Below are 26,998 nucleotides of genomic sequence, written 5' to 3'. Positions count from 1 at the left end.
TTTTTATGTATCAAAACATAAATCTTCAATATTTTCACTCCCAAATAGATTATTCACAGTTACAAGAGCTGTATCAGATAGTGTTTGAGTAGCTAACACAGCTAGTCTTGTCATTGGACGAGAAATTGATACATAAAATAGATTACGGGCTCTATGAAAACCATCGAAGTTTGCCGTAGTCAACTTTTTAGTCTCAAGCAACTCAAAGAGCTGTGGCCACTTATAATTATTCCATCCGCCACCTAAAATCACTAATACATTCTCAAACTCAGCCCCCTTAACACTATGCTGCGTTGCAAATGGAGTCTGCTTTTCAATAAACTTTGTAACCTCAATTACTTCCTTATATGGGATTTCTCTTAATTTATTATAACGTAATAGTTTTGAAGACATTTCCGTGTCAGGCGAGTTCCTTAATGAAATAAGCTCATCGTCTCGTCTAAGTACTCTATCTGGAGGAGATGGACGTTTTGTATGCTTTAAATGGTCTATAACTTGCCCTATTGTCCCTTCTTGCCTTAATTTTAATAATTGATCCATATCTCGGCGCCAACAAGATTTATCTTCATGCTTAGTTATTGCTGGCTTTGAGCCAAAGATTTTAAACATCTCTCCATAATTTGATAAGCCATAGTTGGCACTCATTGGTTCAACTATTTCTGCAAAAAATTTTATTACTGGGTCTTCTTTTTTTGCAAATTGATCATTACGTCCTTCAAACACTTTAATTAATTGAGGATATCCTTGTTCAGAAGCTAAAACATTATGGCTTAACATCAATATTTTAGTTTTTTCAATATCCCAACCCTCATTTTTTAGTCTCTGTATCAAACTTGCACGAGTAGATCGAGCTATATCTATTGGCAAATCCTCTTTTGAATGCCTCTCATTAGTCCGTGTCCCCCTATAAGAATTTGTATGAAAGAATCTAGCCTCACCTTTTGCATCTGGTAAGCTTACAGCTTGCGGTAAGTCTGGTCTTAAATTATTCAATATATTTACAATTGCTGGAACTGATCGAAAATTTGATCCTTTAGCAATCTCTTCAATTGGATACTCTGCTAACCCATATTCATTACCATAAATAGTCTGCCAATGATCTCCAAAAAGACCAAACAGCGGACCCACTTTTGGTTTTAAGAAATACTCTGTAATAGCCTCCATAAATTGGCAATTTGTATCTTGATATTCATCAATAAAAACTACTGGAAACTGATTGCTAAATATTTGCCTAAACTTTTCTTTACTTAGTAATTTGGCCATTATCATTGGAATATCATCATGACTCAGTGTAATTTTCTGATCATTAACACCAAAGAAGCCCAACTCATATTCCACTGATTTAGAACCAATGCCACCACCTTGTTCAACTTTTTCTTTTCTTAAATGATCTTCAATAAGAATCTCTCTTATAGCTTTTTGAAATTGGCGCATAAAAGCCCATGAGAATCCATGGATAGTATCGACTAAAATTGCTGGATGATCTTCAATTTCCTGAGCAATCTCATTTCTTGCAACTTCGGTATAAGTAATACAAGCTACTTTTTTACCTGCTTGCATTAGTGATGTACCACGTTCTTTAATAATTGATTTTAGGGCATGAACTAAAGAAAATGTTTTCCCTGCACCTGCACCAGCTTCTAGCCGAAAGCTTCTCCCTTCTTTTATAGCTGCATTAATTTTTGCTTCAGCTACTTGAGCAGCAATTATTGCTGGATTGTTTAGAATCTCACTCATGCTACTTTTTCGCCTGTAATTAATTCAAAATTTGAGTTTTCTATGGTGTCCATTTCAGATAACCAAATTAAACCTTCCTTGATATATCTTGGTGCCAACCAATCTTTTATTTGAATTGCATATTCTAAGGCGAAATCAGCTTTCTTAAGTCCCTTTGCTTTTTCCCAAGCCGCAATAGCAATATCTTGTTCTATTGGCAGTTTAAATTTAGATAGATTGGCTAATATGAAAGCATCCTCATAACTTCTACCACAAATATTACTTTCAGGATCTTCTGGTATTTGATATGCAATTCTACGAAATTTAACTTGTTTCTCTTCAGCTGTCTTAGCAATCAAGACTGAAGGGGAAATTTGACTATCATCACTTTCTGCCTTTTTCTTAACCTTACCAGTATCATCAACGTCTTTAGGATAAAACCAATTTTTAATAGCAGCATTTGATATATTCTCACCATCAGCTACAGGACATTTCACCCATGCTTCTACCTGTTTTCCATTCTTAGTTATCATCTCTTTTTTTGTTGAGTCTAGATCAGTGATTACCAAAGTTTTCAACTCGAGGAAGTCAAGAAGTGGATAAAAAATATGAGCATATGCTCCCCCTACTTCAACACAAGTAACATATTGTCTGGCCAGTTTTTGTGATTCATCAAGAGTTTCATCGACTAATTGGCATAACCTTGGCATTAACAAACGTTCTGTTGTTCCTTCAACTAAAATAGCTTTATCAGCAAAGTAAAGATCACACTTCGTTAAGGTCATATATTGATGCAGAAATTTTTGATCTGTATCCGAAACACTACTCAAGCCTTTCTTAAAATCTTTAACCTTTGTATGGCGTATGTTTTCTACTTTATCCCTTTCATTATAAAAATATCTAACAGCATCAAATGTTGCTGCATTGGCAACATGTGGAGAGTGTGTAGTGATAATGAACTGGATATTCCATTTATCTTCGTTAGAATAACTATCAGATAATTTCTTAACAGCCACATTTAATTGATTAATAAAAACTTCCTGCATTTGAGGATGTAAATGAGCTTCTGGTTCTTCAATAAATATTAAATGAGTAGCCGGTCTAATTGATTTGGATCTGTAAATTTTGTGGTAACTTGCTAGCTGTAGCAACATGTAAATCAAATTACGAGTCCCTAGACCATTATACCCTTCTGGTAAATGGACTCCATCAACTCCGCTATAAACGACCTTAGTATGTCCTGATAATAATGATTCCACGTTTAATGATGTCTCTGGTCTTATCTCAGTATCATTAAGACTTGGAAATCCCATTACGTTCATAACTGGCAGTAATTCTTTAAGCATGCCATCAAAGTCAAGTTGGACATTATGCTCAATACTTTCAACAGATTGCTTTAATCTTATAGCTAAATCTTGATCAGCCTCGGCCGCAGACGGTGCTGTAGCTGTTTTAAATAACTCACTCAGTAGTTTACCTATTACATCAGCATCTCCTAATTTTGTTTTATCAAGATTCCTTTGAGCCAAAACAAAGTTACATTGCAACAACGCTGTTAACGCAGATGTCCCATCAAAATCTCTTATATTTGTACTATCAGTAGGATCAATTGCACTTACATGAACCCCATAAGCCTTAGACAAATTACTCTTCAAATTTTTATAAAAATGTGTACGAGGTTCAACTGTTGCTGAAGATGGAGTAAGGTCGAATAGTAAATGCATATTTTTCAAAATAGGGCGATACTCAATTCGAACAATAGCTGTTGTAGAATCTTCATCTAAATCAATAACAAAAGGGGATAGAGAGCCTAAATCAGGCGAAAATTTATTATATCGAAATGTAAGCGTAAGTGAGATTCGAGGAAGTGCTTCTAGTATCTTTTCTGGACTTCCCCCTTCCTCTCTTAATTCTTTGGCTTTTAGAAATTTCTCTCGTGATAAAACTGAAAAATCCTCTAGCCGAAATCGTGCTCCAGACTCACCACAAAAACAATCAAAAATACTGGTAAAAGATGTCTTTCCACTATTATTACGCCCAACAATTACAGTTGAATTCTCTTCTAATCCGAATTCAACGCTCTCAAGAAGCCTAAAACCTTCTACTTTAATTTTTTCAATGAGCATTATTACCCCCAATTATTTATTGTAAGCTTTAAAAGCTTTCGCTAAGAGTTTAACCTAATAGCTAAGATACTATTATTTATTTAAAAACAGAAAATACAACTAAAGTATAAAATATTATAATCTCTAGAATTAGATTCAAAAAAATAAACTTGCTCTATTTAGTCTTGTTGATGGATAGGTAATTTCAGCGTACCAAGCAAGGTGATAAAAACTAAAGCAGTTAAAATTATTAATAAGATATTGATTCCCCACTTTTCAAGAATAAACGCAGAGATGAGAGGTCCGAAAGCCAAAGCAATCATGATAGGCCGCCCCAATAGACCCATTCTAATTGCATACCCCTCCTGCCCAAATAGTGCTAGAGGTAATGTGCCTCGAATAATTGTAAGAATACCATTCCCTGCGCCGTATAAAGCTGCACCAAGCAAAGCTAAGACATATCCATCCGCGAACAAAAAAAAGAGACCAAAGAAGCTAATCAATACACCCAAACGACTCGACCAACTAGGATGTATGTTTCTAAACAAAGAAAACTCCAGCAATCTCGCTAAGATCTGCGCGGGACCAATCATCATCCCAATCGCAAGGGCTGTTGATAAACTAAAGCCAATTGTTTTTAGCATCGATAATAGATGGACTGAAATTGTCGCCACTACAAAAGATTGTACTGTCAAAATAGCGGCCACCAACATAAATAGCCGATTATCTTCTTTGTGTCCCGTGGTTTGGTTATTGAGCTCTTTACCATGAGTTTCCGTGCCTTGCTCTTCTCTAGGAAGTAAAAAGTAATGCAACGGTAGACCTAGAAGAAGATGAAACAATGCCAGAATAAAACAACTGATTCTCCAACCGTATAAGCCTTCTAAAAATACAATTAGCGCCCAACCGATGGTACTGGCTAAACCGCCTAATAATGTCACACCAACAATCGCCGTTTTTGCATCTTTACCAAGTAATCGACCCAATGTTGAAAATGCGGCATCATACAGGCCAAATGCCATACCAATACCGAGCATTGTCCACGCAAAATAATAAATAAGTAGATGAGTAGAAAGCCCTAAACATATCAGCCCGACAGCAAAGAATATTGAACCAATAGACAGTGCTTTTCTTCCACCAAATTGCTCGATAAACCGCCCAACTTTTGGAGAACAAATACCTGTAACTATAAATCCCCAAGACAACCCAGCAATCACTAAAGTTAGAGACCATCCTGTGTCTTTGGCAATAAGATTAGCTAGTACTGCGGGTAAATAAAAAGTGGAGCTCCACGCAAGAATCTGCGTGAAGCCCATGACAGCAATGAGTTTGTATTTTTTTGAATGAAGTAGCATCACAATAAAGAAATATCCATAAAGTATTGAGGGGCAATGCAAACCTATCTATACACTGCCTTAAAATGCATAGCTCTTAAACATTAGCCAAATAAGCATCTATTTCATCTACCGTTGCTCTTGCTGTTCTAGAAACCCCAATTAATGTTGCAGATGCCATGCCTGTCCATTCCCCATAGCCAACCAACCAAAGGTTATTTACTTTTATTGAGCGTCCATCTTTCACAGCAACTGTCTGATCAGGTTCTACTACATCAAGACTTCTTAAGTGATTCAATGAAGCTTTAAACCCTGTACACCAAATCACAGCATCTACAGCTTGTGTTGAACCATCAGCCCATATAACCGAATTCTCTTCAAATGCAGTAAAAGGTTCTCGGCTATGCAATACGCCACGTTCGCGTGCCTCTTTTACACTGTCAATCATGACAATATCACCTAGACCACCAACAGGCTGATCAATCACACGACCTTCCTGTTGGGCTTTTAAACGTTCAGTTGCCCGAAGAAATAAAACACGCCCATCAACATCATCAGATAAAAATTGAGGTGGTGTTACTGTGACCCAAGTGGTATCGGCAACTTTTGAGACTTCGGCAAGAATTTGTGCCCCTGAGTTACCACCACCAACTACGATCACTTTTTTATTAATAAAAGGCTCTGCATTTACATAATGTGCTGAATGCGTTTGTAATCCTTCAAATCGTTCATGTCCTTCATAATGCGGAATATAAGGCTGACTCCATGTCCCCGTAGCACTGATCACCACTTTTGCTCGCCAATATTGATCACCAGCATAAACATCTAAGTAACCAGCTTTTTGTTCGATATGATCGACATGAACAGGTCGAATAATCGTAAATTGATAGCGTTGCTCATATGCCGACAAGTAGTCAATCACTTCATTTCGCGTTGGGTAGGTTTGTTCAGTTGTTGGCATCATCCAGCCTGACAACGAGCTCCAAGTATTTGGAGAAAAAAGACGAAGCGATTCCCAAGCATGTGACCATGCACCACCCGCCTGAGATTGATCATCTAAAATAATAAATGGAATTTTCTTACGTTTGAGGAAATAAGCTGTAGCAAGTGCTGCCTGACCACCACCAATAATGACTACATCGACTTCAGCTTGTAATTGAGTCAAAGCATCTCTCCTATTATTTATTGTCATAATCAAAATTTAACGCCCAGTCTGCAACAGACTGGGCGTATTTCATATAATTTTCAAACGTTTAAATGAGTCTTTCAATTGCTCAATTGATCAAGATACTTTTCGGCATCCAAAGCTGCCATACAGCCTGAGCCTGCCGAGGTAATTGCTTGACGATAAATGCTATCAGCAACGTCACCCGCAGCAAACACACCTGCCACAGAGGTTGCTGTTGCATTACCTGAAGTGCCACTTTGTACTTGAATGTAGCCATCACGTAGGTTAAGTTGACCGTCAAACATACCTGTATTCGGTTTGTGACCAATAGCAACAAATAAGCCCTGAACTTCAACGTCTTGTGTGCTTCCGTCCAAAGTTGACTTCAAGCGAACTGAAGTAACACCAGTATTATCACCTAAGACTTCATCAACTTGATTGTTCCAAAGAATACTAATTCTGCCTTCTTTTTCTTTGGCAAAAAGATGATCTTGTAGAATTTTCTCTGAACGCAAACTCTCTCTACGATGAACTAAGGTGACATGTTCAGCAATATTAGAAAGATAAAGCGCTTCTTCAACTGCGGTGTTACCACCACCCACGACCATAACTTTTTGGTTCTTATAGAAGAAACCATCACAAGTCGCACAAGCACTGACACCTTGACCCATGAATTTAGCTTCTGATTCAAGACCCAAGTATTGTGCTGTCGCACCTGTAGCAATAATCAGTGCATCACAAGTAAATTCTTCCATGTCGCCTTTAAGCACAAATGGACGGACACTTAAATCAACTTCATTGATGTGGTCATACACAATCTCTGTGCCAAAGCGTTCAGCATGGACTTGCATCCGCTCCATAAGTACAGGACCAGTTAAACCTTCTGAGTCACCCGGCCAGTTATCTACCTCAGTGGTCGTTGTTAATTGACCACCAAGTTGTATACCCGCAATTAATGTGGGTTTTAAGTTTGCGCGTGCTGCATATACAGCAGCACTATAACCCGCAGGTCCTGAACCTAAGATCACTAATTTAGAATGTCTCTTTTGCATTTCTAATCACCTAAAGTTTATAAGCTACGTTGATTGACACGCTTAGATAATTCTTCTGCCGACTCTTTTCGCTCTGAATAACGATCTGTGAGGTACTGACTTTGTCCACGAGTGAGCAAGGTGAACTTATATAGTTCTTCCATTACATCGACAATTCGATCATAGAAGGATGAAGGTTTCATCCTTCCATCTTCTTCAAACTCTAAAAAAGCTTTTGGAATAGATGATTGGTTAGGAATGGTGATCATGCGCATCCAACGGCCTAAAATACGCATCTGGTTTAAGCTGTTAAAGGACTGCGAACCGCCACTAACCTGCATCAATGCCAAAGTTTTTCCTTGCGTTGCTCGAATTGCACCACCTGCCAATGGTATCCAGTCAATTTGTGATTTAAAAATCGAACTCATTGAGCCATGACGTTCAGGTGAGCACCACACCATCCCTTCTGCCCAAGCGAGTAAATCATGTAACTCTTTCACCTTTGGATGCTCAGTGTCCGCATCTTCAGGTAAGGGCAAACCTTTCGGATGAAAAATTTTTACTTCAGCACCAAACTGCTCCAAGATACGCCCTGCTTCCATCACCGCCAATCGGCTGTATGAACGTTCGCGGTTAGAGCCATACAGCAGCAAAATACGTGGTGGATGATCCAGCTCTTTAGCTTGTACTTTTTCTAAAGTAGGTTGATCCAAAAGATTCATATCTACATTCGGGAGAGTCATAGAAATTACACCTCTTCTTTAAAAAACTTTTTTCTGAGCCATAAAGACACGCTAACTAAAGCAATCAATACAGGCACTTCAACCAACGGACCAATCACTGTGGTAAATGCCACAGGTGAAGCTAAACCAAAGGTTGCAATCGCTACAGCCAGCGCTAACTCAAAGTTATTCCCAGCAGCAGTAAATGAAATTGCTGTTGTTTTAGGGTAGTCATTCCCCATCCATTTGCTCATAAAGAAGCTAATGAAGAACATCACGATAAAGTAAATCGTCAATGGAATGGCAATACGTAAGACATCTAGTGGCAAGCTCACTACATCGTTCCCTTTGAGGCTAAACATCGCCACAATCGTGAATAATAAAGCCAACAAACTCAGTGGACTGATCTTAGGTAAAAAGACATTTTGATACCAATCAAGACCTTTAGCTTTCACTAGAGTGAATCGTGTAATAAAGCCAAGGAAAAATGGAATTCCCAAATACACTAATACCGCATGGGTAATCGTCCAGAAATCGACATTGATCACTTGCCCTGCAACACCAAAATATGGCGGTAAGAAAGTCAGAAATAACCAAGCATAGGTACTAAAAAACAAAATCTGGAAAATACTATTGAATGCCACCAATGCAGCTACATATTGGTTATCACCACAGGCTAAACCATTCCACACCAAAACCATCGCAATACAGCGAGCTAAACCGATCAAGATCAAGCCTGTCATGTACTCTGGATAGCTATGCAAAAAAATAATGGCTAATGCAAACATCAGTACTGGTGCAATCACCCAGTTCTGTACCAGTGACAAAGTTAAAGTTTTTTTATCTTTAAACACTTGTGGTAGCGCTGCATAATCCACTTTGGCTAACGGTGGATACATCATCAGAATCAAACCAATCGCTATTGGAATATTGACAGAATCAATACTCATTTTATCCAAAGCGACGGAGGCTTGCGGAAAGAACACACCTATCGCAATCCCCAATGCCATGGCGATAAAAATCCATAGAGTGAGGTTACGATCTAGAAAGGATAATCTTTGTTGAGCCATGATGTTCTCATTCAATATGCGAAATTTGATTGATTGCTGCAATCAAATCTGGGCGAGACATATGAGTTGTATCTATTGCCAATAAAGCGTCTAAGCGGCGGTTGATATGATCAACAGTAACTTGGAATGCTTTTAATTTTTCTTCTTTCGGCAAATCTAAATGTGAAGGATCAGCCAAGCCCCAATGGGCCTTGATCGCTCCACCCAAATATAGTGGACACGCTTCCTGAGCTGCTGAATCGCAAACAGTAATCACCACGTCAGGTTGATATTGTTCACAGTCATCAATGGTTTTGCTCCACAAACCATCTGTTGAAAGACCAAGATTCTCTAAAGTTTCTATGGTCAATGGATGTACTTGCCCTGATGGCTTACTACCTGCACTGTAAGCTATCCACCCTTCAGGCGCGCGGCTGTTAAAAAGAACTTCTGACAGGATGCTACGGCAACTATTTCCAGTACACAAAAAAAGAAATTTCATACTCTGTTACTCACAATAACTATTTATTTGGATATTTTGGGAAGCTTTATTCGCTATGGTTTGACTGCTTACCAAAAGATTCAGAACGTCATGGCACCACATTGGTAATTGCGGATTAATGCTGTAATACACCCATTGGCTTTGTCTCCTGTCCTGTAAGAGACCAGAAGAACGCAATAACGCTAAATGCCTAGAAATCTTTGGCTGACTCAGTTGCAACTTTTCAGTCAAATCACAAACACATAATTCTTTATTCTCAGCGACTAAAGTCACGATATTTAGTCGAGTTTCATCTGATAAGCATTTAAAAAAATTAACTTGGTCCATTCTTAACTCCCATTCACTTATTTGGATATGCGGATAATCACATACAAAAAGTAAAATTTTTAATTCACTCGTTGACCATTTTCATCAATCACTTTTTCACCATCCTCTTTCGTAAAGGCACCCTTCTGAGGTAATGGTAGAATATCTAAGACAACTTCAGAAGGACGGCTTAAGCGAGTGCCTAATTCAGTAACAACAAATGGTCGATTAATCAATATTGGATGATCAAGCATAAAACTAAGTAACTGCTCATCACTCAAATCACTACGATCAAGGTCTAAATCCCGATAAGGATCTACATTCTGGCGAATGGCCTCTCTTACTGTTAATTTTGCATCCTGAATCAATTTAACTAATTCGTCATGACTAGGTGGTGTAATGAGATATTCAATCACAGTTGGCTCAATCCCTGTATTACGGATCAAAGCCAAAGTGTTGCGAGATGTCCCACAAGCTGGGTTGTGATAAATCGTCACAGTTGATGAAGTTGTCATCGAATTGAGCTCTTTTGATAATTTATAATATCTTTATATTCGAATTACCATATATATGCAATACCATATGTTTTGTTTTTTATTAGAGAATAAGGCTCTTTTGAAAAGAACCTCATTACTATCAAAATTCTATCTACTAAATCATCCTATTTTTTTAACTTAGCAGCTACGACTGTGTATGTTTCTCCCTCAGCCTTTAATTCAAAATCAACTTTTTGCCCTACTGCAAGCCCATTCAATAATGCAGGATCAGCAACTTTAAAGCCCATGGTCATCGCAGGCCATTTAATCGCAGGAATTGCCTCATGATCGAGTGTCAAAATATTTTCTTTCGTATCAATAGCCGTAATCACTCCAACTGCTTGAGTTGTCGTTGCTGTAGATGATTCTTTACTCATCTGCTCCATAGGCGCTTCCGCTTTCTTTTGCTCTGACGCCTCATTTTTACTACATGCACTTAACGCAGTAACAGTGGCAACAAGAGCGACAATTTTAATAAATTTAAACATAATAAAACCTCTTTGAACGAAATAAGAAAACTATCAAGATTTTGATAGTTTTCTTTTGATTAAAAGCTGATATGCAGCGGGAATAACAAACATTGATAAAAGTGGAGCTGAAATCATGCCCCCAACCATAGGTAAAGCAATACGACTCATCAATTCAGAGCCCGTTCCAGTTCCTAAAAGGATAGGAATCAAACCCGCCAGAATGACAGCTACAGTCATCGCTTTAGGGCGAACCCGTAGTACTGCCCCTGTACGAAGGGCATCATTGAGTTGCTGCTCAGTTAAAGATGATAAATTTTGTTGAGCATGTTCTATCGCCTGCTTTAAATAAAACAACATGACCACTCCAAACTCTGCGGCAACACCGGCAAGTGCAATAAAGCCTACTGCAATGGCAATTGAGAAATTATAACCACTGAAATACATTGCCCAAATACCACCAATTAAAGCGAATGGTAGAGTCAGCATAATCAGAGCAGCATCTTGTACTTGTCTAAAAATCAGATACAGCAATAGAAAAATGATCATCAAAGTGATTGGTATTACTACCTTTAGGCGAGCATTTGCTCTTTCCATAAATTCAAATTGACCTGAATAACTAATACTCATACCCGCAGAGCGTTTCACTTGTTGGTCAATAGACTGTTTCAAATCCCGAACAACGGAGGCTAAATCACGTCCTTGTACATCAACATAGACCCAACCACTTGGACGAGCATTCTCACTTTTTAACATCGGAGGACCATCTGTGATTTGAATGTTGGCAACACTACTCAAAACAATTTGCTGACCTGATTCAGTCAGAATTGGTAAATTTCTTAATGCCTCAAGTGAATCTCGAATTTCTCGCGGATAACGTACATTAATAGGATACCTTGCTAACCCTTCAACAGTTTCACCAATATTTTCCCCACCAATTGCTGATGACACAATTTGCTGTACATCGGTGATATTGAGACCATAGCGTGCAGCTTCCATTCGATTAATATCGATATCAACATATCGCCCACCAGTGAGTCGTTCAGCTAAAGCTGAGCTAACACCGGGCACTTTTTTGGCAACCTGTTCAATTTGTTGTGCTACCCGATCAATATCTTGCAAATCATTTGCTGAAATCTTGATCCCGATTGGGCTTTTAACCCCGGTCGCCAACATATCAATTCTGTTACGAATAGGCGGCACCCAGATATTTGTTAAACCCGGTACTTGAACAGCTTTATCCAGTTCTTTTATCAACTTATCTGGTGTCATACCTGAACGCCATTCAGATCGTGGTTTAAACTGAATCGTGGTTTCAAACATTTCTAAAGGTGCAGGATCTGTAGCCGACTCTGCTCGCCCAGCTTTACCAAATACAGTGGCAACCTCTGGAACAGTTTTAATCATTCGATCAGTCTGTTGAAGTAATTCAGAAGCTTTTGCTGCGGACAATCCCGGTAAAGCTGAAGGCATATACAGTAAATCACCTTCATCCATATTAGGCAGGAACTCTCCACCTAATTGCGTTAAAGGAAAAAGACTGATAAGAAAAATGAGTAACGCACCTAATAACGTTGTCTTTGGATAAGCTAAGACTTTATCTAACATAGGACGGTATATTTTGATGAGAAAACGGTTTAATGGATTCCGTTGTTCAGATGGTAACTTCCCGCGAATCCAGTATCCCATCAAAACTGGAATCAATGTAATAGATAGCCCCGCAGCAGCAGCCATGGCATAAGTTTTAGTAAATGCCAATGGAGAGAACAATCGTCCTTCTTGTGCTTGCAAAGTAAAAATGGGAATAAAGGATAAAGTAATGATGAGTAAACAGAAAAATAAAGCAGGCCCAACCTCACTGGCAGAACGTGTAATGATGTCCCAACGCTCTTGTATTTCTAAAACTCGATCAGGATGTTCATGTTGCCAAGCTTCGATATGCTTATGTGCATTTTCGACCATAACCACAGATGCATCAACCATAGCACCAATCGCGATTGCAATCCCACCCAATGACATGATATTGGCATTTAGTCCCTGATAATACATCAATAAAAAGGCTGACAAGATTCCCAAAGGCAAAGAAACAATCGCAACCATTGCTGAACGTAAATGCCAGAGGAATAGCCCACAAACCAAAGCCACTACAATAAACTCTTCAATTAATTTATGGCTGAGATTCTCTACCGCCCGATCAATCAATTGACTGCGGTCATACACAGAAACAACTTGTACACCTTTCGGTAGACTTTGTTGTAATTCAGCAAGTTTTTCTTTTACAGCAGTAATGGTTTCACGTGCATTTTTACCAGCACGTAAAATCACAACACCTCCAACAGTTTCCCCTTGTCCATTGAGTTCAGTAATTCCACGACGCATTTCAGGACCGAGTTGAATCGTTGCAACATCTCCAAGAGTGATTGGAACACCTAAATCGTTTGTACGTAACGGAATCTGCCGAAAATCTTCTAATGTTTTTAAATAACCTGAAGCTCTCACCATATATTCAGTTTCAGCCATTTCTAGGACTGAACCGCCAGTTTCCTGATTTGCCTTTTGAATTGCTTCAATTATGCTTCGCTGAGTTATACCGAATGCTGCCATTTTGGTTGGGTCTAAAACAACTTGATATTGTTTAACCATCCCCCCAATTGTGGCGACCTCAGCCACATTTGGTACTGTCTTCAGTTCATACTTCAAAAACCAATCTTGTATGCTTCGCAGTTGTGAGAGATCATGTTGCCCTGTTGGATCAACCAAAGCATATTCGTAGATCCAACCAACACCTGTAGCATCTGGTCCTAATGAAGATTTTGCATTTGCAGGCATTCTTTCTTGTATTTGATTGAGATATTCCAATACACGAGAACGTGCCCAATAAAGATCAGTATGTTCATCAAAAATGACATAAACAAACGAATCACCAAAAAAAGAATAGCCCCGAACAGCTTTAACACCGGGTACTGATAACATGGTCGTTGTTAAAGGATAAGTCACCTGATTTTCAACAATTTGTGGTGCTTGACCGGGAAAATTAGTTCGCACAATCACTTGTACATCAGACAGATCTGGCAAAGCATCAACCGGAGTATTCTTGACAGCCCAAGTTCCCCAAACGGCAAGAACTACAGCAGCTAATAAGACAAATACTCGATTTGTAATTGAAAAACGAATAATACGGGCGATCATAATGGTTCTCCCGTTTAGTTCTGCATAGATGTCATAGACATCTTGGAAATGTCAGAAATAACATAAGCATCCCCAACACGTGTAAAACGAAAACTGACCTGCTCGCCTTGCTGAATTTGGGTAAATGGTTGTACTGGTTGTTTAAAGCTCATGGTCATAGCCCCCCACCCCAATTCAGCAATTGCATGATGTGAAATGGTAATGTCTTGAGCTGTAACTTTTTCCACTTTACCAATGCCTTGGTATATTGATGCCTTAGTCACTTGAGATGATGTAATCGATTGTCCAGTGTTCAGCTTATCCAGTACACCCTGTAAATTGGCCTCAGAATCAATTAGGAATTGTCCCGAAATCACGATTTTCTGACCAGCGTTCAAACCCTGTAGAATTGCTATTTTATTTCCGTCACTCTGTCCTAACTGTACAACAACAGGTTCGAAACGCCCTTTTTCATGTGCGACAATAATAATATTACGAGTACCTGTACGTATAACAGCTTGCTCTGGCACAACTAAACTGCTTTGAGGATTGTTGGAAAATTTGACAGAAGCAAACATTCCGGGCTTGAGTTGCCCCTCTCTATTGGGTAACTCAATACGAACTTTTATGGTTCTGCTTGTAGTATCTAATGTCGGTAAAATATCAATGACTTTGCCAGACACTTTTTGAGGGTACGCAGCAAAAGTTGCTTCGATTTTATCTCCTCGCTTTATCCCAGCAATTTGCGTTTCAGGCACTGCTGCTTCTAACCAAATTGGATTCACGCCTTTAATGGTGGCAAGTGTTTGCCCCATAGCTAAAGCCATTCCACTACGAACTTCTAGTGAGTCAATGAATCCACTCAAAGGAGCACTCAAAGTCATATTAGACTGTACTTGATGTGTCCGTTCGACTTGATGGATCACATTTGGTGGGATGCCCAGAAGCTGTAGGCGTTGTCGACTTGCTTGAATAAGAGAACGGTCTCCTATTTTAAGTACTGCCAAAAACTCAGTCTGTTCCCCAGTCCACTCAGGGATTGAAATATCAGCAATCGGACTCCCTTGAGTCACTATATCCCCGACTGCATGGCCATAAACACGCTGAACAAAACCACTTGCTCGTGTTTGCAGAATTGCTACCTGTCGTTCATTCGCTTGTAATATGCCATTGGTTAACAAGGTATTGCCCATTACAGCCTGTTCGACTGTGGCATAACGAATGGCTAGATTTTGTTGAAGAGCTGGATCAATCTTTACTCCTGCACTTTCAGTTATTCCAGAAGTACTTTCATCCGCATACTTAGGGACTAACTGCATATCCATAAAAGGGGATTTCCCTGGCTTATCAAAATGCTGTTCTGGTTTCATTGGATCGTACCAGTACAACACTTTAGCAGTTGCCTGATCACTTACAGTTTGCTTTTCATCATTTTGATGCGCATACCAATATCCAATCCCACTACCGACTCCCAAGCTGCCCACAATCAAGCCAGCAATTACAAATGCCAATTTATTTTTTAACATTATCTTGACTCCTCAGCATGGTTTAAGGTGGGTTCTACAAAAGAAAAATAGAGCTGGGCTTTGATAATTGCTTGCTGTTGTTGTAAATCGATGAGACGTAATCGCTGATTTAGTAATGCTTGTCGTGTCTCAATGACATCTGACAAATTGGCTTTACCAGCCTGATAACTTGCTAACTGTAAAGTTACTTTTTCTTTAGCCAAAGGAAGTGTACTTTGAACGGTACGTTGGATTTGTCTTTCAAGAGCTTTTAAATCCGATAGCCCCTCATCTAACATGGTGAGATGGTCGCGGTATTTTATCTCCTGATCTGCTGTAATCCGATTTTGTTCAGCTAATGCTGCCTGAATGAGCGGACCACTACGTTTTTTTGAAAATATTGGTAGTTCTGTTGTCAGTTGTACACCAATCATATCTCCAAATTCAGGAGCACGATGCTGATAGGCAAGCTCAATACCCCAATCTGGTTTTTGAAGGGCTTGGGCTTGCTTAAGCTTTGCTTCAACAGTTTGCTTTTCTGCTTGGAATGCTTTTAGTTCAGGGTGTTGATGCAGATGATGATATAAACGTGATGTATCAAAATTAATTATAGGTTCTTGGGTAGGCAAACTTTCTATTTCAGTTGTACCACTAGAATCCTCACTGATTAATCGGTGTAATTCTAGTTTTGCCTTATTTATATCTCGAAGCAAATCATCTTTTTGATCAAGCAAAATAGTTTTGTCCAGCCTAGGGGAAATTGTATTAGCAACCATGGTTCGACCAGACGCAACCTGTGTTTGTGTAATCTGGGATAGCAATCCATTTTCTGAAAGAAGGTCATCATATAACGCCAGTTTACGCTCAAGATAAAAACGTTTAAGCCATGCCGATGCTACTTTTTGACGTAACTCAATTCGCAGAATTTCTGTTTGAGCATTTGCTGAACCCAATTCAGCTTTTGCTAATTCAACTTCAGCTAATCTTTTGGCACGATTTGGAAAATCTTGCATGATGCCAATCTTTTGCATCGTCATCCCCTCTTGTGTGACAGACCATGCAGCATCACCTGATACAGGGTAATTATCGAGACCCACAAATAGTTTAGGATTGGGCAAAATACCTGAAGCTGAAACTATATTCTCAGCACCTTCAATCTGAGCACTATTAGCTCTTAGAGCAGGCGCATATCGCTCAGCAAGCTTCAATGCTGTATCCAAAGTCAGTGGCTGGGCATAAGCATGTCCATAACTCAAGAAAAAACAGATCGTCGCAATCGAGCATCCACCCCATTTTAGGGACAGCTTTCCTTTATTAAAGTTCATATTTTTAGCTCTAAAATGATGTACACGCGCACGTGCAGAACACCCATAGAAAACTCTATGAATGATGAAGAATCATCAAATTAGTTAAAGCGTGGGGGTTTCCATAAATTGGAAAGATCAGATGAGATGAAATTTTGATTTAATGGAGAAAAAGTAGACTGTTCCGCAGGTAAAAAAATCATCGACTGCAAAACATCCAGCGCTGTAGATGTATATGCAATTTTAGAAAATGACATAATACAATCTTGCTTAGACATACATGATGGATCATGTAATTGCTTCTTAATCTTTACCTCAGCTTTCATACAATCCATGTGCATAGCACTTGCTTTTTCATGATCTTCAGAATTCATCATTTGCATGGATTGTGTATCTTGAGATGACATTAAACATGGGCTATGTACAGATGCAGCAGCTGCTGCCGATCCTACAATTAGGATAGCAAAAGATAAAAACAGCGATAAGCATGTCCTTAACAAGTGCATAACATCAAGACCAAAATTTAACCTTTTTAGTTTTACAGATTATCCTGTAAATAACAATCCTATAATTAATTAAACTAATTCTTTAAACAGCGGTTGTTGGTTTATATCAACAACCGCCTTCTAAATTAAAACCGACTTATAACTTGATAAGTTATAAAGGAAAATAAATAAGCCAATGAAAAGAGATAAACAGCCATTACGACTGGTTGTTTCCAACTCCCTGTTTCTCTTCGAATGGTCGCTAGTGTTGCTAAACAATGCGGGGCAAAGATAAACCAAACTAACAATGACATACCTGTCGCTAGCCCCCATCCATCCGGACCAGATATTTGAGATAATAAAGTCTGGGTAACTGCATCTTCATCACCAGACATTGCATAGATCACCCCTAACGCAGCAATAATCACTTCACGAGCTGCCATTGCAGGAATCAAAGCAATACAAATTTCCCAAGTAAATCCAATCGGAGCAAATATTGGATGGATTAGATGCCCTAACTGTCCAGCAATACTATAATTGATTGGTGGCATTGTTGGATTATCAGGTGGTAAAGGGAACGTTACCAAGAACCATAATAAAATAGAAAGTGCGACAATAATTCCACCAACTCTTTTTAAGAATATAGTTGCTCTATCATAAAGCCCCAAAGCTACATTTCGAACATCTGGAATACGGTATGTAGGTAATTCAAAAATGAAAATACTTTCAGTTTTATCTTTTCTGACTAATTTCAGGAATAAAGAAACCAATAAAGCGGATACGATTCCTGACATGTAAAGCCCGAACAGAACTAGACCTTGTAAACTGAGCCAACCATAAACCAACTTATTTGGAATGAATGCAGCGATCAGCAAAGCATATACAGGTAATCGTGCAGAACAAGTCATTAAAGGTGCAATCATAATCGTTGCTAAACGATCTCTTTCAGAGCTAATACTTCTAGTCGCCATGACTCCGGGAATTGCACAAGCAAAGCTCGAAAGTAGTGGAATAAATGAACGCCCACTTAAACCAGCTTTAGACATCAGCTTATCTAACAAAAAAGCAGCTCTAGGTAAGTATCCCGATTCTTCTAAAATTAAAATAAAGAAAAATAAGATCAGAATTTGAGGCATGTACGCGAGTACACTACCAGCACCTGCAATTACACCATCAACGACCAAACTTCTTAAAAGTGGATGAGTGATCAGAGGTCCTATCGCCCCACCAAACCATGAAATCGAATCCTCAACAAAGGAAATTAATGGTTGAGCCCAAATGAAAACAGCCTGAAACATTACAAACATGGTAAAGGTCAATATTAATAATCCAAAAAATGGATGTAAGAATATTTTGTCTAAGAAAGCCGTTCGTTTATCACCATTATCATTCTTCAATATGACCTGTTTTGTAATATCTTTGATTTGGTCGAAATGATTTAGATCAGAATGATAAGGGGAAATAAACAAATTTTTTTGGTCTAACTGCGTTAATAAACCCTGAATCCCTTTTGTCTTTACAGCTATCGATTCAACAACAGGAATACCTAAGAGCTGAGATAATTTTGATGTGTCAATCGAGATACCACGTTTTCTAACCTCATCCATCATGTTAAGAACAAGTAACATTGGTCTGTTTAAAGCTCTGACTTCAAGTACAAGACTTAAATGAAGATGAAGATTCGTAGCATCCACAACACATACAAAAATATCAGGTATAACTTCACCTTTTAACTCGCCAAAACAGACTGCTCTAGTTACTTCTTCATCTAAACTACTTGGCTTTAAACTGTAAGTCCCAGGTAAATCCAGTACTCGTACAGTATCGCCAGAAGGTAATTTAAAAAAACCCTCTTTCCGTTCTACCGTTACCCCAGCATAATTAGCAACTTTTTGACGAGTCCCTGTGAGGGTGTTAAAAAGTGATGTTTTACCGCAATTGGGATTACCAACGAGTGCAATATTTTTAGTGTTCATTGGTAATCTCTACAAAAATTCGTTCTGCTTCATTTTTTCTTAATGCGAAACGTGAGGTTTCAATTTGAACCAATACGGGGTCACCACCAAAAAGCCCTTTTGCAAGTACTTGTAAGGATTCACCTACTCTAAAGCCCAGCAGTTCTAAACGCTCTAGAACAGGATCATTTTTATCTTGATACTGATCACCCTTTTTAAGATCAATGATTTTTACAATTTGGTCTTGCTTTACTTGAAATAAATTCATTGTCTGCACCTTATTTCAACGCCAAAATTTTTCTAGCGCCGTTAAGCACGAACAATGAAACGAGGATACCAATAATCAAATCAGGGTAAGCTGAGCTAGTCCATGTCACAAGTACACCGGCAAAAATGACTCCCATATTAACGATTACATCATTTGCGGTGAATATCCAACTTGCTTTCATATGGGCACCTCCATTTTTGTGGCCTGTCAATAAATAGAGACAGGCAACATTTGCAATAAGTGCACAGAAAGCAATAATAATCATTATGCTAGATTCAGGCTCACTACCTAGAATAAAGCGCCTAATCACATCAACAATAACAACAAGAGCTAATGACAATTGAATCCAACCAGCGAAATGAGCTGCTTTTACTTGGTACTTAGCTGCTTTTCCTACTACATAAAGTGCTATACCATAAACAGCAGCATCAGCAAACATATCAAGAGAGTCGGCAATAAGACCTGTAGATTCGGCGATAATGCCACTTATGAATTCAATAAAAAAAAGAACACCATTGATCGCTAATAATAATTTTAGTACTTTCGCCTGCTTAGTTGGATCAGGTGCTTCAGGCAATTCCCCCGTAGCTTTTACCGTTTCCACAAGCTTTGCACCAAAGCCAAGGGCTTCAAGTTTTGTGGTAATTTCATTAATCCCATTGGTATGGAAAACAACTAACTGTCTTTGCGCCAAATCAAAAGATAAACCTTTAACTTCATGCAAGGGAGAAAGTGCCATTCTTACCATTTGCTCTTCTGCCGAACAATCCATCTTCGGAATCAGAAAAGTACTAGCTTCTTGTGCTTGTTCTTTATTTTCATAAACTTCAGTTTTATTTAATTTTGCCCCAAATCCAAGAACTTCAAGTTTTGTAGTGATTTCATTACTTTCACCATTATGCAGAACTTTTAGGTTTCGGTTCGGCAAATCAAAAACCAAGCTCTTAACATCTATCAATGAAGATAAAGTCATCCGAACCATTTGTTCCTCTGCGGAACAATCCATTTTCGGGATGCTATAGTCACTGATGAAAGCCACTATACTTTCATTGCCACGAACTTGCTCTGGTAAATTTATAGTATCTGGGCCACAGCATGAATTCGACGGCTTAGAGCACGGCTGGTTACTACCGCAGGAATCTTTTTCATCAGGGGTAGGTTCTTGCTGTACCTCATTATCGCAACAAGAACTTTTGCTTTCTTCTGTAGCTAAATCTTTAATTTTACAAGAATCTGTTTTTGATTCATTTTGTTTTTGCTTAGTGTCTTCACAAGAACTTTCTTGATTACAACCGCAACCACTCATTGATGTGCCTATAGTCATATCTTCACGTATTGCATATTAAAATCCCTATAGCTACTATAGAGTCAATAGATCAGGTGACTTGAAATGAACTTAAAAATTGGTGAATTATCTCAGCTATCCGGTTGCCCTGTTGTTACAATACGGTTTTATGAAAAAGAAGCTTTATTACTAGCCCCTAATCGTTCGGAAGCTAATTATCGACTTTATAACAAAGACCACTTAGAGCGACTTCTATTTATTCTTAATTGCCGAACTTTGAATATGAGCTTGGACGAAATAAAAATTTTATTAGCATACAAAGACAAACCTTGTGGAAACTGTAGTTCTATTAACATCTTAGTTGATAAACATATTCATCAATTAGAGCAGAATATCCAAAAACAGATTCAGCTTAAGCAACAACTTTCTGATTTAAGAAGTAAATGCTCTGGTTTTTTGGAAATTAACTCTTGTAAAGTACTTGAAGGGTTATCCGTAAGTTTAAAATAATTAAGAATGAATAATGGAATATCACCATTATTCATTCTTAATAAAATATTTAGAAAACTAATTCAATACCTGCCCCGTATAACCACCCCTTTTCAGAATCTGTAGCTTCTTGAAAAGTTGTTAATTTCTGCCCTTTTTCATATTGATAAGCGACATCAACAAATGGTCTGATACGCTTATTAATCTCGTAACGAGTTTTTATACCTGTCTTTAACTCAGACAAACCTGACTTTGCAGCAAAATCAGAATTATCATTAAGCACAATATCTGCTGCAATATATGGCTGAGTAATTAGCTTTTGAGTGAGTAATAAATCTCGATCAAACTCAAAACTGGCTCCCCAAAAATTATTTTCACCACCATAAAGGTAAGCTTTTGTCTCAAAGAAATAAGGAGCAAGACCTAATAATCCAATAACGCCATCAATGCGATTACTATTACGGTTATTTTTGTCCTCACTATACCTTACCCCAGCTTGAACATCCCAAAATGGTGCAACATTTCTACTGTAAAGAGCTGATACATCATAATTGGGATCATTACTCTCTGCTTTATTCAGATTGGCTTCAACAAACATTCGATTTTCATCTGTTCCAATCAATGTTTCGAAACTCGAACCTAAACTGCCTTTACCATCTTTATCAACTATCCACTCATTGGAAAATTTAGTTGTTTGGTAAATCTGCCCACCATGCTCGTTCAGATGTTTATCATGATTTTGGCTAAGAGTTAAAGTTTCAATTCCTTTGTCTTTTGAAGTTTTTTGAGCAACATTGCGTTCAACATAACCTAATCCGCCTGATTCTCTTAAAAGCACATTCATACTTGAAGTACTCTTATTTAGATTTTCAGTCGAATTATCATTCGCAAATGCCATACCTGCTAAACCAATTAAAGCAACTGATAAAAGTGTTTTTGAAAAAAGTTTTTTAGTGGTTTGCATGTTGATTCACTCCCTTATCATTTGCATGGGGTTGGGCAACGATACTTTTTGAATCAACATCATTGCTATCTACATTTGCCACAATGAGTTTGTTCATCATTCCAGCTGCCATGTGATATAACAAATGGCAGTGGATAGCCCATTCACCTAATTCATCAGCAGTAAGTAAAGTTGTAACTGTTTTCCCCGGTGGCACAATGATCGTGTGTTTATTTGGCATATTACTTGGATCTTGACCATTTTCAAGCTGCATAAACATACCGTGCAAGTGCATTGGGTGAGCCATCATACTGTCATTCACAAATTTCAAGCGTATACGTTCCCCATATTTCACTTTGAATGGTTCTGTTTCATTAAACTTCTTACCATTAATTGTCCAAATGTAGCGCTCCATATTCCCACCAAGACGGATTTCCATTTCACGTTCAGGGGCACGAGTATCTGGTTGAGGGTTTAAAGATTGTAAATCACTATACTGGAGTGCTTTTTGACCAACGGGTGTTGAAGCATTTGCCCATCCAAATACGGTATTATCATTCTTGTCTGAAGCCGACTTAACAGTAGCGCTATTCATCGGCATATCATGATTCATACCTTTCATAGAAGACATATCGTGATTCATGCCTTTCATAGAAGACATATCGTGATTCATGCCTTTCATAGAAGACATATCATGATTCATATCTTTCATTGAAGACATATCATGATCCATACCTTTCATAGAAGACATATCGTGATTCATGCCTTTCATAGAAGACATATCATGATCCATACCTTTCATAGAAGACATATCATGATTCATACCTTTCATAGAAGACATATCATGATTCATACCTTGCATTGAAGACATGTCATGATCCATCCCCATATCTTCCATAGTCAATAAAGAGCGAGGACGAGGTTTAGGCATCTCAATTTGTTTTACAGGTAAGGTATTTTCATCATGTAAGGTTCCAACCGAAAAACCAGTACGATCAATAGATTCAGCTTCAATTTGGTAATGTGCTTGTTTTGGTTCCACAATGACATCATAAGTTTCAGCAGTACCAATACGGAACTCATCTACAGGAACGGGCTTTACAGGTTGACCATCAGCACTGACTACAGTCATTTTTAGGTTTGGAATGCGTACATCAAAGAATGACATAGCGGAAGCATTAATAAAACGAAGGCGAACTTTTTCACCAGCTTTGAAGTTACCCGTCCAATTTTGCTGAGGTGTCTTGCCATTCATTAAAAATGTATAACCAGTCACATCGGACATATCTGTTTTCAGCATTCGCATCTGATTCCACATAGAACGGTCTTGCCAAGTCGCTTTTAGCCCATCACGTTTAACTTGTTTTAATACATCGAATACTGTTTCGCGGCGGTTCTGATAGTAGTCTGCTTCTTTTTTAAGATTTTTCATAATTTGATCACTTGTCGAATTATGAAAATCAGAAAGCAAAACAACGTAATCTTTATCGGTTTTTTCAGCAGCTGTTAGTGGAGTTTTATCTTTAGGATAAATAACAAAAGCACCATATAAACCGTCTTGTTCTTGTCCTTTACTATGTGAATGATACCAATAAGTACCATTTTGGCGGACTTTAAACTTATATTCATAAGTTTTATTAGGGGCAATGCCATTAAATTTGTTAAATCCAGGTACACCATCCATAATTCCAGGTAATAATAAGCCATGCCAATGGATTGAAGAGTCCTGATTTTTTAACTTATTGTGAACACGGATAACGGCCTCATCACCTTCTTCAAATTCAAGAAGTGGTGCAACGAATTTACCATTTACAGTAATTCTCTCAACTGGTTTTCCTGTGATATTTACAGTTTGTTCAGCGATTGTTAAATCATATTCTTTAACTGCCGCCATTACCCAAGTTGATGAAAATAAACCAACTCCTATTAAAAGGACATGACTTAATTTTTTAGACATTTATTTCACCTATCTAATATAAAGATGGGGAGCTCAAGCAAACCAATTATTCGCTTTAATCTCCCCAATCTTTCATTTATCGTATTTGTTATTTATTTGATGTATTTGACATGTTCATCTTTGAGTGGTCCATGTTCATCATATTTGAATGATCCATATTACCCATTTTAGACTGATCCATATTCATCATCTTAGAGTGATCCATCTGAGACATATCAGCCATATTGCCATGCTCATGCTGACTATGATCCTGTTGGGTTTTCTCATCATTCTTCATATTACAAGGTTTTTGGCATTTCTCTGACATTTTTGAGTCCGCTTTAGTTTCAGTGACTACAGTGGTTCCCTGTTTAGCATCGGCTGCCCAAGACTGAGTTCCTGCAATTAAAGTTCCAATACACATAAGTGTAGTTAAGCTACGACGGAATAGAGTTTTCATGTTTTGCTCCAAAAATTAACTTTATACAAATACCTTAAAGGCTACCACTGAACATCTATGTGACATGAAAATGACATTTTTGTAATCTACAACGAATCACGTATTTATAACGTTATTATGTTCTTAATGAGTGATATGGGATTTTTATCAATGAGAATCTTACTAGTTGAAGATGAACAAAAAACCGGTGACTACCTTAAACAAGGTCTATCTGAAGCTGGGTATATAACGGATTGGGTAACGGATGGATTATCTGGTAAACATCAAGCGCTTTCCGAAGAATATGACCTCATCATTTTAGATGTGATGCTTCCAAAGCTAGATGGTTGGGATATCATTTATGATATCCGAAAAAGTGGCAAAACTATGCCTATTCTTTTTCTTTCAGCACGTGATCAAATTGAAGATCGTGTGAAAGGCTTGGATTTAGGTGCTGATGATTATCTAGTCAAGCCTTTTGCTTTTGCTGAGTTATTAGCACGAATTAAAAGCTTACTCCGACGGGGACAACAAAAAGAAGATAGTAACCTTATTACAATTGCTGATCTTGAACTTGATCTTCGTAAACGCCGCGTCACTCGCGCTGGGCAACGGATTGATCTTACAGCCAAAGAGTTTGCTCTTATGGAATTATTTATGCGTAGACGTGGTGAAATTTTACCACGCGCACTCATAGCTTCTCAAATTTGGGATATGAATTTTGATAGTGATACCAATGTAGTAGAAGTTGCTATTAAACGATTAAGAAATAAAATTGACAGCAACTTCACCCCTAAGCTAATCCAGAACATACGGGGTATGGGCTATGTTTTAGAGGTTGAAGATGACTCGTAAATTGTTTAATGCAATCAGCTTTCGTATTGCAATCATCTTTTCTCTCTCTACAATTACGATCTTAATGATTATGGGATTGGTCATTCATCAACTCGTAATGCATCATTTCGAAGCTCAAGACCGAACTCAATTAGAAGGTAAAATTCAACTTATAGAGAATCTATTAGAACAGAATCCTTCTAATTCTCAAGAATTGAATTTATATTTAAAAGATGCCTTGATTGGACATCACGACCTGATTGTCCAAATTGAACGTCCAACGGGTCAAATTATTTTTAGCTCAGCACCATCACTAATTCATCCCCGAGCACTCAACAAATCAAAACAAGATCCATGGCTTGAATGGGAAATTAAAAATAAGACTTATCGTGGCTTAATTTATAAAAAGACTTTTGATCATAATGACTCGTTTATATCAGCTCAAATTATCGTTGGAATCGATACCTCTGAGCATCTACATTTCTTAAATGACTTTAGACGTCAACTTTTATACATTGGATTTGTGGGTACAATTTGTTTAATGTTCTTAGGATGGTTCGCAGCATGGCGAGGACTACGTCCAGTACAACAAATGGCAAAAGTAGCAGAGGGTATCTCAGCTCAACATCTTTCTGAACGTTTAGAAGTAGCAAATACTCCAACCGAACTTAAATCACTGGCTGTCGCTTTTAATGACATGTTGGATCGGCTAGAAGCCGCTGTAGAAAAACTTTCAGATTTTTCATCTGATCTTGCTCATGAAATAAGAACACCTATTAACAATTTGATGACCCAAACTCAAGTATGTTTATCACGTAGTCGAGATATTAATACTTATCAGGAAGTTCTATTTTCAAATTTAGAAGAGTTTGAGCATTTAGCTCGCATGGTCTCTGATATGCTATTTTTGGCAAAAGCAGAACATGGTCTACATTTACCTAACCTACAACAAGTTAATTTAGTTAAAGAAGTTTCAGCATTATTTGATTTTTATGATGCTATCGCTGCTGAAAAGGGAATGTCACTCGAACAGTGTGGTTCAGGTAGTATAAAAGGTGATCCTTTAATGCTACGCCGCGCTTTAAGTAACTTGTTATCGAATGCAATTAAATATGGCAAATCAGATTCGGTCATCAAAATCACATGCCAACAAAACTTTGATACAACAACATTCATCATTGAAAATGAAAGCTCCCCACTATCATCAGAACAACTTAATCGGTTATTCGATCGTTTTTATCGAACAGATGTATCTAGACAGAGAGTTGAAGAAGGTACTGGCCTTGGTTTAGCAATTACCAAATCTATTCTTGATGTGCATGGAGCTTCCATTCAAGCGACTTATAACGAGGGACATATTTCTTTTAAAATTATCTTTAAAAATTAGTGATATCTCGGTTATTAAGCACTCATTCTAATGATGCTTACCACTCATTAACTTACGCTAATGA

The 26,998-nt window shown here is 38.1% G+C and carries 24 protein-coding genes; 3 read left to right on the top strand and 21 right to left on the bottom strand.

All coding sequences use genetic code 11. The features are described from left to right. Positions 1-3: 3 nt before the first annotated feature. From WA352_RS05695 to WA352_RS05610, 18 genes are all read right to left on the bottom strand, one after another. Complete coding sequence (locus tag WA352_RS05695) at positions 4-1,737, bottom strand: UvrD-helicase domain-containing protein (RefSeq protein WP_334069954.1); 1,734 nt, start codon at positions 1,735-1,737, stop codon at positions 4-6. After that, complete coding sequence (locus WA352_RS05690; RefSeq protein WP_127472503.1) at positions 1,734-3,842, bottom strand: ATP-dependent nuclease; 2,109 nt, start codon at positions 3,840-3,842, stop codon at positions 1,734-1,736. The genes WA352_RS05695 and WA352_RS05690 overlap by 4 nt, the downstream gene beginning before the upstream one ends. A gap of 158 nt (positions 3,843-4,000) precedes the next feature. Then, positions 4,001-5,176, bottom strand: a complete 1,176-nt coding sequence (locus tag WA352_RS05685; RefSeq protein WP_119055238.1) for an MFS transporter — start codon at positions 5,174-5,176, stop codon at positions 4,001-4,003. 76 nt (positions 5,177-5,252) lie between these two features. After that, a complete protein-coding gene (locus WA352_RS05680; protein ID WP_151716547.1) occupies positions 5,253-6,320 on the bottom strand; it encodes an ArsO family NAD(P)H-dependent flavin-containing monooxygenase in 1,068 nt (355 codons plus the stop codon). 101 nt (positions 6,321-6,421) lie between these two features. Further along, positions 6,422-7,375 carry a thioredoxin-disulfide reductase gene (gene trxB / locus WA352_RS05675; protein WP_119055347.1) on the bottom strand — a complete coding sequence of 318 codons (954 nt, stop codon included), beginning with the start codon at positions 7,373-7,375 and terminating at the stop codon, positions 6,422-6,424. A gap of 17 nt (positions 7,376-7,392) precedes the next feature. Beyond that, positions 7,393-8,097: an arsenical resistance protein ArsH gene (arsH, locus tag WA352_RS05670; RefSeq protein ID WP_000174605.1), complete on the bottom strand. Its 705-nt coding sequence runs from the start codon at positions 8,095-8,097 to the stop codon at positions 7,393-7,395. Between the two features lie 5 nt (positions 8,098-8,102). Then, positions 8,103-9,146, bottom strand: coding sequence for an ACR3 family arsenite efflux transporter (gene arsB / locus WA352_RS05665; RefSeq protein WP_005206994.1), 1,044 nt, complete (start codon positions 9,144-9,146; stop codon positions 8,103-8,105). A 7-nt stretch (positions 9,147-9,153) separates the two neighbouring features. Next, the gene (locus tag WA352_RS05660; protein ID WP_005206993.1) at positions 9,154-9,627 is read right to left on the bottom strand and encodes an arsenate reductase ArsC; all 474 of its coding nucleotides are present in this window, start codon (positions 9,625-9,627) and stop codon (positions 9,154-9,156) included. A gap of 6 nt (positions 9,628-9,633) precedes the next feature. Then, positions 9,634-9,954, bottom strand: a complete 321-nt coding sequence (locus WA352_RS05655) for a metalloregulator ArsR/SmtB family transcription factor (RefSeq protein ID WP_005206992.1) — start codon at positions 9,952-9,954, stop codon at positions 9,634-9,636. 59 nt (positions 9,955-10,013) lie between these two features. Then, positions 10,014-10,448: an arsenate reductase (glutaredoxin) gene (gene arsC / locus WA352_RS05650; protein WP_004699732.1), complete on the bottom strand. Its 435-nt coding sequence runs from the start codon at positions 10,446-10,448 to the stop codon at positions 10,014-10,016. Between the two features lie 146 nt (positions 10,449-10,594). Further along, the gene (locus WA352_RS05645) at positions 10,595-10,957 is read right to left on the bottom strand and encodes a copper-binding protein (protein WP_004699729.1); all 363 of its coding nucleotides are present in this window, start codon (positions 10,955-10,957) and stop codon (positions 10,595-10,597) included. Between the two features lie 33 nt (positions 10,958-10,990). Beyond that, complete coding sequence (locus WA352_RS05640) at positions 10,991-14,125, bottom strand: efflux RND transporter permease subunit (protein WP_004699728.1); 3,135 nt, start codon at positions 14,123-14,125, stop codon at positions 10,991-10,993. Between the two features lie 14 nt (positions 14,126-14,139). Further along, the gene (locus WA352_RS05635) at positions 14,140-15,630 is read right to left on the bottom strand and encodes an efflux RND transporter periplasmic adaptor subunit (RefSeq protein WP_004699726.1); all 1,491 of its coding nucleotides are present in this window, start codon (positions 15,628-15,630) and stop codon (positions 14,140-14,142) included. After that, positions 15,630-16,934, bottom strand: coding sequence for a TolC family protein (locus WA352_RS05630; protein WP_004699724.1), 1,305 nt, complete (start codon positions 16,932-16,934; stop codon positions 15,630-15,632). The genes WA352_RS05635 and WA352_RS05630 overlap by 1 nt, the downstream gene beginning before the upstream one ends. Before the next feature lie 80 nt (positions 16,935-17,014). Next, positions 17,015-17,419, bottom strand: coding sequence for a hypothetical protein (locus WA352_RS05625; RefSeq protein WP_004699723.1), 405 nt, complete (start codon positions 17,417-17,419; stop codon positions 17,015-17,017). Positions 17,420-17,544: 125 nt separating this feature from the next. Beyond that, positions 17,545-19,374, bottom strand: coding sequence for a ferrous iron transporter B (gene feoB / locus WA352_RS05620; protein WP_127472502.1), 1,830 nt, complete (start codon positions 19,372-19,374; stop codon positions 17,545-17,547). After that, positions 19,364-19,621 (bottom strand): FeoA family protein, encoded by a 258-nt coding sequence (locus tag WA352_RS05615; protein ID WP_004722330.1) that lies wholly within the window; start codon positions 19,619-19,621, stop codon positions 19,364-19,366. The genes feoB and WA352_RS05615 overlap by 11 nt, the downstream gene beginning before the upstream one ends. Before the next feature lie 10 nt (positions 19,622-19,631). Next, entirely contained in the window at positions 19,632-20,927 is a 1,296-nt protein-coding gene (locus tag WA352_RS05610; RefSeq protein WP_127472504.1) for a cation transporter, read from the bottom strand. An 84-nt stretch (positions 20,928-21,011) separates the two neighbouring features. Between WA352_RS05610 and cadR the strand changes: the two genes are divergently transcribed. Further along, a complete protein-coding gene (gene cadR / locus WA352_RS05605; RefSeq protein WP_004699715.1) occupies positions 21,012-21,416 on the top strand; it encodes a Cd(II)/Pb(II)-responsive transcriptional regulator in 405 nt (134 codons plus the stop codon). A 49-nt stretch (positions 21,417-21,465) separates the two neighbouring features. Here the strand turns inward: cadR and WA352_RS05600 are convergent, their stop codons facing one another. From WA352_RS05600 to WA352_RS05590, 3 genes are all read right to left on the bottom strand, one after another. Then, the gene (locus tag WA352_RS05600; protein ID WP_125318919.1) at positions 21,466-22,359 is read right to left on the bottom strand and encodes a copper resistance protein B; all 894 of its coding nucleotides are present in this window, start codon (positions 22,357-22,359) and stop codon (positions 21,466-21,468) included. Then, the gene (locus WA352_RS05595) at positions 22,346-24,295 is read right to left on the bottom strand and encodes a multicopper oxidase domain-containing protein (protein ID WP_127472501.1); all 1,950 of its coding nucleotides are present in this window, start codon (positions 24,293-24,295) and stop codon (positions 22,346-22,348) included. Before WA352_RS05595 ends, WA352_RS05600 begins: the two co-directional genes overlap by 14 nt. Before the next feature lie 88 nt (positions 24,296-24,383). Continuing rightward, positions 24,384-24,734, bottom strand: coding sequence for a hypothetical protein (locus tag WA352_RS05590; RefSeq protein WP_002058521.1), 351 nt, complete (start codon positions 24,732-24,734; stop codon positions 24,384-24,386). 150 nt (positions 24,735-24,884) lie between these two features. On the opposite strand from WA352_RS05590, the gene WA352_RS05585 reads away from it, so the two are divergent. Both WA352_RS05585 and WA352_RS05580 read left to right on the top strand, forming a co-directional pair. Next, positions 24,885-25,568, top strand: a complete 684-nt coding sequence (locus tag WA352_RS05585) for a heavy metal response regulator transcription factor (RefSeq protein ID WP_119054922.1) — start codon at positions 24,885-24,887, stop codon at positions 25,566-25,568. Next, complete coding sequence (locus WA352_RS05580) at positions 25,558-26,934, top strand: heavy metal sensor histidine kinase (protein WP_119054920.1); 1,377 nt, start codon at positions 25,558-25,560, stop codon at positions 26,932-26,934. Before WA352_RS05585 ends, WA352_RS05580 begins: the two co-directional genes overlap by 11 nt. Positions 26,935-26,998 lie beyond the last annotated feature (64 nt).

This window comes from Acinetobacter sp. 102 (genome assembly GCF_037028485.1).
GTDB classification, from domain to species: Bacteria; Pseudomonadota; Gammaproteobacteria; order Pseudomonadales; family Moraxellaceae; genus Acinetobacter; species Acinetobacter higginsii.
This window is presented reverse-complemented; position numbering and strand designations above follow the sequence as displayed.

What these genes read in the sequence shown, in the direction of transcription:
- WA352_RS05635 (WP_004699726.1), bottom strand. Translation starts at nt 15,630, where the DNA reads ATGTTAAAAAATAAATTGGCATTTGTAATTGCTGGCTTGATTGTGGGC.
- feoB (WP_127472502.1), bottom strand. Translation starts at nt 19,374, where the DNA reads ATGAACACTAAAAATATTGCACTCGTTGGTAATCCCAATTGCGGTAAA.
- arsC (WP_004699732.1), bottom strand. Translation starts at nt 10,448, where the DNA reads ATGACAACTTCATCAACTGTGACGATTTATCACAACCCAGCTTGTGGG.
- WA352_RS05630 (WP_004699724.1), bottom strand. Translation starts at nt 16,934, where the DNA reads ATGAACTTTAATAAAGGAAAGCTGTCCCTAAAATGGGGTGGATGCTCG.
- arsH (WP_000174605.1), bottom strand. Translation starts at nt 8,097, where the DNA reads ATGACTCTCCCGAATGTAGATATGAATCTTTTGGATCAACCTACTTTA.
- WA352_RS05660 (WP_005206993.1), bottom strand. Translation starts at nt 9,627, where the DNA reads ATGAAATTTCTTTTTTTGTGTACTGGAAATAGTTGCCGTAGCATCCTG.
- WA352_RS05615 (WP_004722330.1), bottom strand. Translation starts at nt 19,621, where the DNA reads ATGAATTTATTTCAAGTAAAGCAAGACCAAATTGTAAAAATCATTGAT.
- cadR (WP_004699715.1), top strand. Translation starts at nt 21,012, where the DNA reads ATGAACTTAAAAATTGGTGAATTATCTCAGCTATCCGGTTGCCCTGTT.
- WA352_RS05590 (WP_002058521.1), bottom strand. Translation starts at nt 24,734, where the DNA reads ATGAAAACTCTATTCCGTCGTAGCTTAACTACACTTATGTGTATTGGA.
- WA352_RS05690 (WP_127472503.1), bottom strand. Translation starts at nt 3,842, where the DNA reads ATGCTCATTGAAAAAATTAAAGTAGAAGGTTTTAGGCTTCTTGAGAGC.
- WA352_RS05625 (WP_004699723.1), bottom strand. Translation starts at nt 17,419, where the DNA reads ATGCACTTGTTAAGGACATGCTTATCGCTGTTTTTATCTTTTGCTATC.
- WA352_RS05655 (WP_005206992.1), bottom strand. Translation starts at nt 9,954, where the DNA reads ATGGACCAAGTTAATTTTTTTAAATGCTTATCAGATGAAACTCGACTA.
- WA352_RS05640 (WP_004699728.1), bottom strand. Translation starts at nt 14,125, where the DNA reads ATGATCGCCCGTATTATTCGTTTTTCAATTACAAATCGAGTATTTGTC.
- trxB (WP_119055347.1), bottom strand. Translation starts at nt 7,375, where the DNA reads ATGCAAAAGAGACATTCTAAATTAGTGATCTTAGGTTCAGGACCTGCG.
- WA352_RS05595 (WP_127472501.1), bottom strand. Translation starts at nt 24,295, where the DNA reads ATGTCTAAAAAATTAAGTCATGTCCTTTTAATAGGAGTTGGTTTATTT.
- WA352_RS05580 (WP_119054920.1), top strand. Translation starts at nt 25,558, where the DNA reads ATGACTCGTAAATTGTTTAATGCAATCAGCTTTCGTATTGCAATCATC.
- WA352_RS05610 (WP_127472504.1), bottom strand. Translation starts at nt 20,927, where the DNA reads ATGAGTGGTTGCGGTTGTAATCAAGAAAGTTCTTGTGAAGACACTAAG.
- WA352_RS05600 (WP_125318919.1), bottom strand. Translation starts at nt 22,359, where the DNA reads ATGCAAACCACTAAAAAACTTTTTTCAAAAACACTTTTATCAGTTGCT.
- WA352_RS05645 (WP_004699729.1), bottom strand. Translation starts at nt 10,957, where the DNA reads ATGTTTAAATTTATTAAAATTGTCGCTCTTGTTGCCACTGTTACTGCG.
- WA352_RS05685 (WP_119055238.1), bottom strand. Translation starts at nt 5,176, where the DNA reads ATGCTACTTCATTCAAAAAAATACAAACTCATTGCTGTCATGGGCTTC.
- arsB (WP_005206994.1), bottom strand. Translation starts at nt 9,146, where the DNA reads ATGGCTCAACAAAGATTATCCTTTCTAGATCGTAACCTCACTCTATGG.
- WA352_RS05695 (WP_334069954.1), bottom strand. Translation starts at nt 1,737, where the DNA reads ATGAGTGAGATTCTAAACAATCCAGCAATAATTGCTGCTCAAGTAGCT.
- WA352_RS05585 (WP_119054922.1), top strand. Translation starts at nt 24,885, where the DNA reads ATGAGAATCTTACTAGTTGAAGATGAACAAAAAACCGGTGACTACCTT.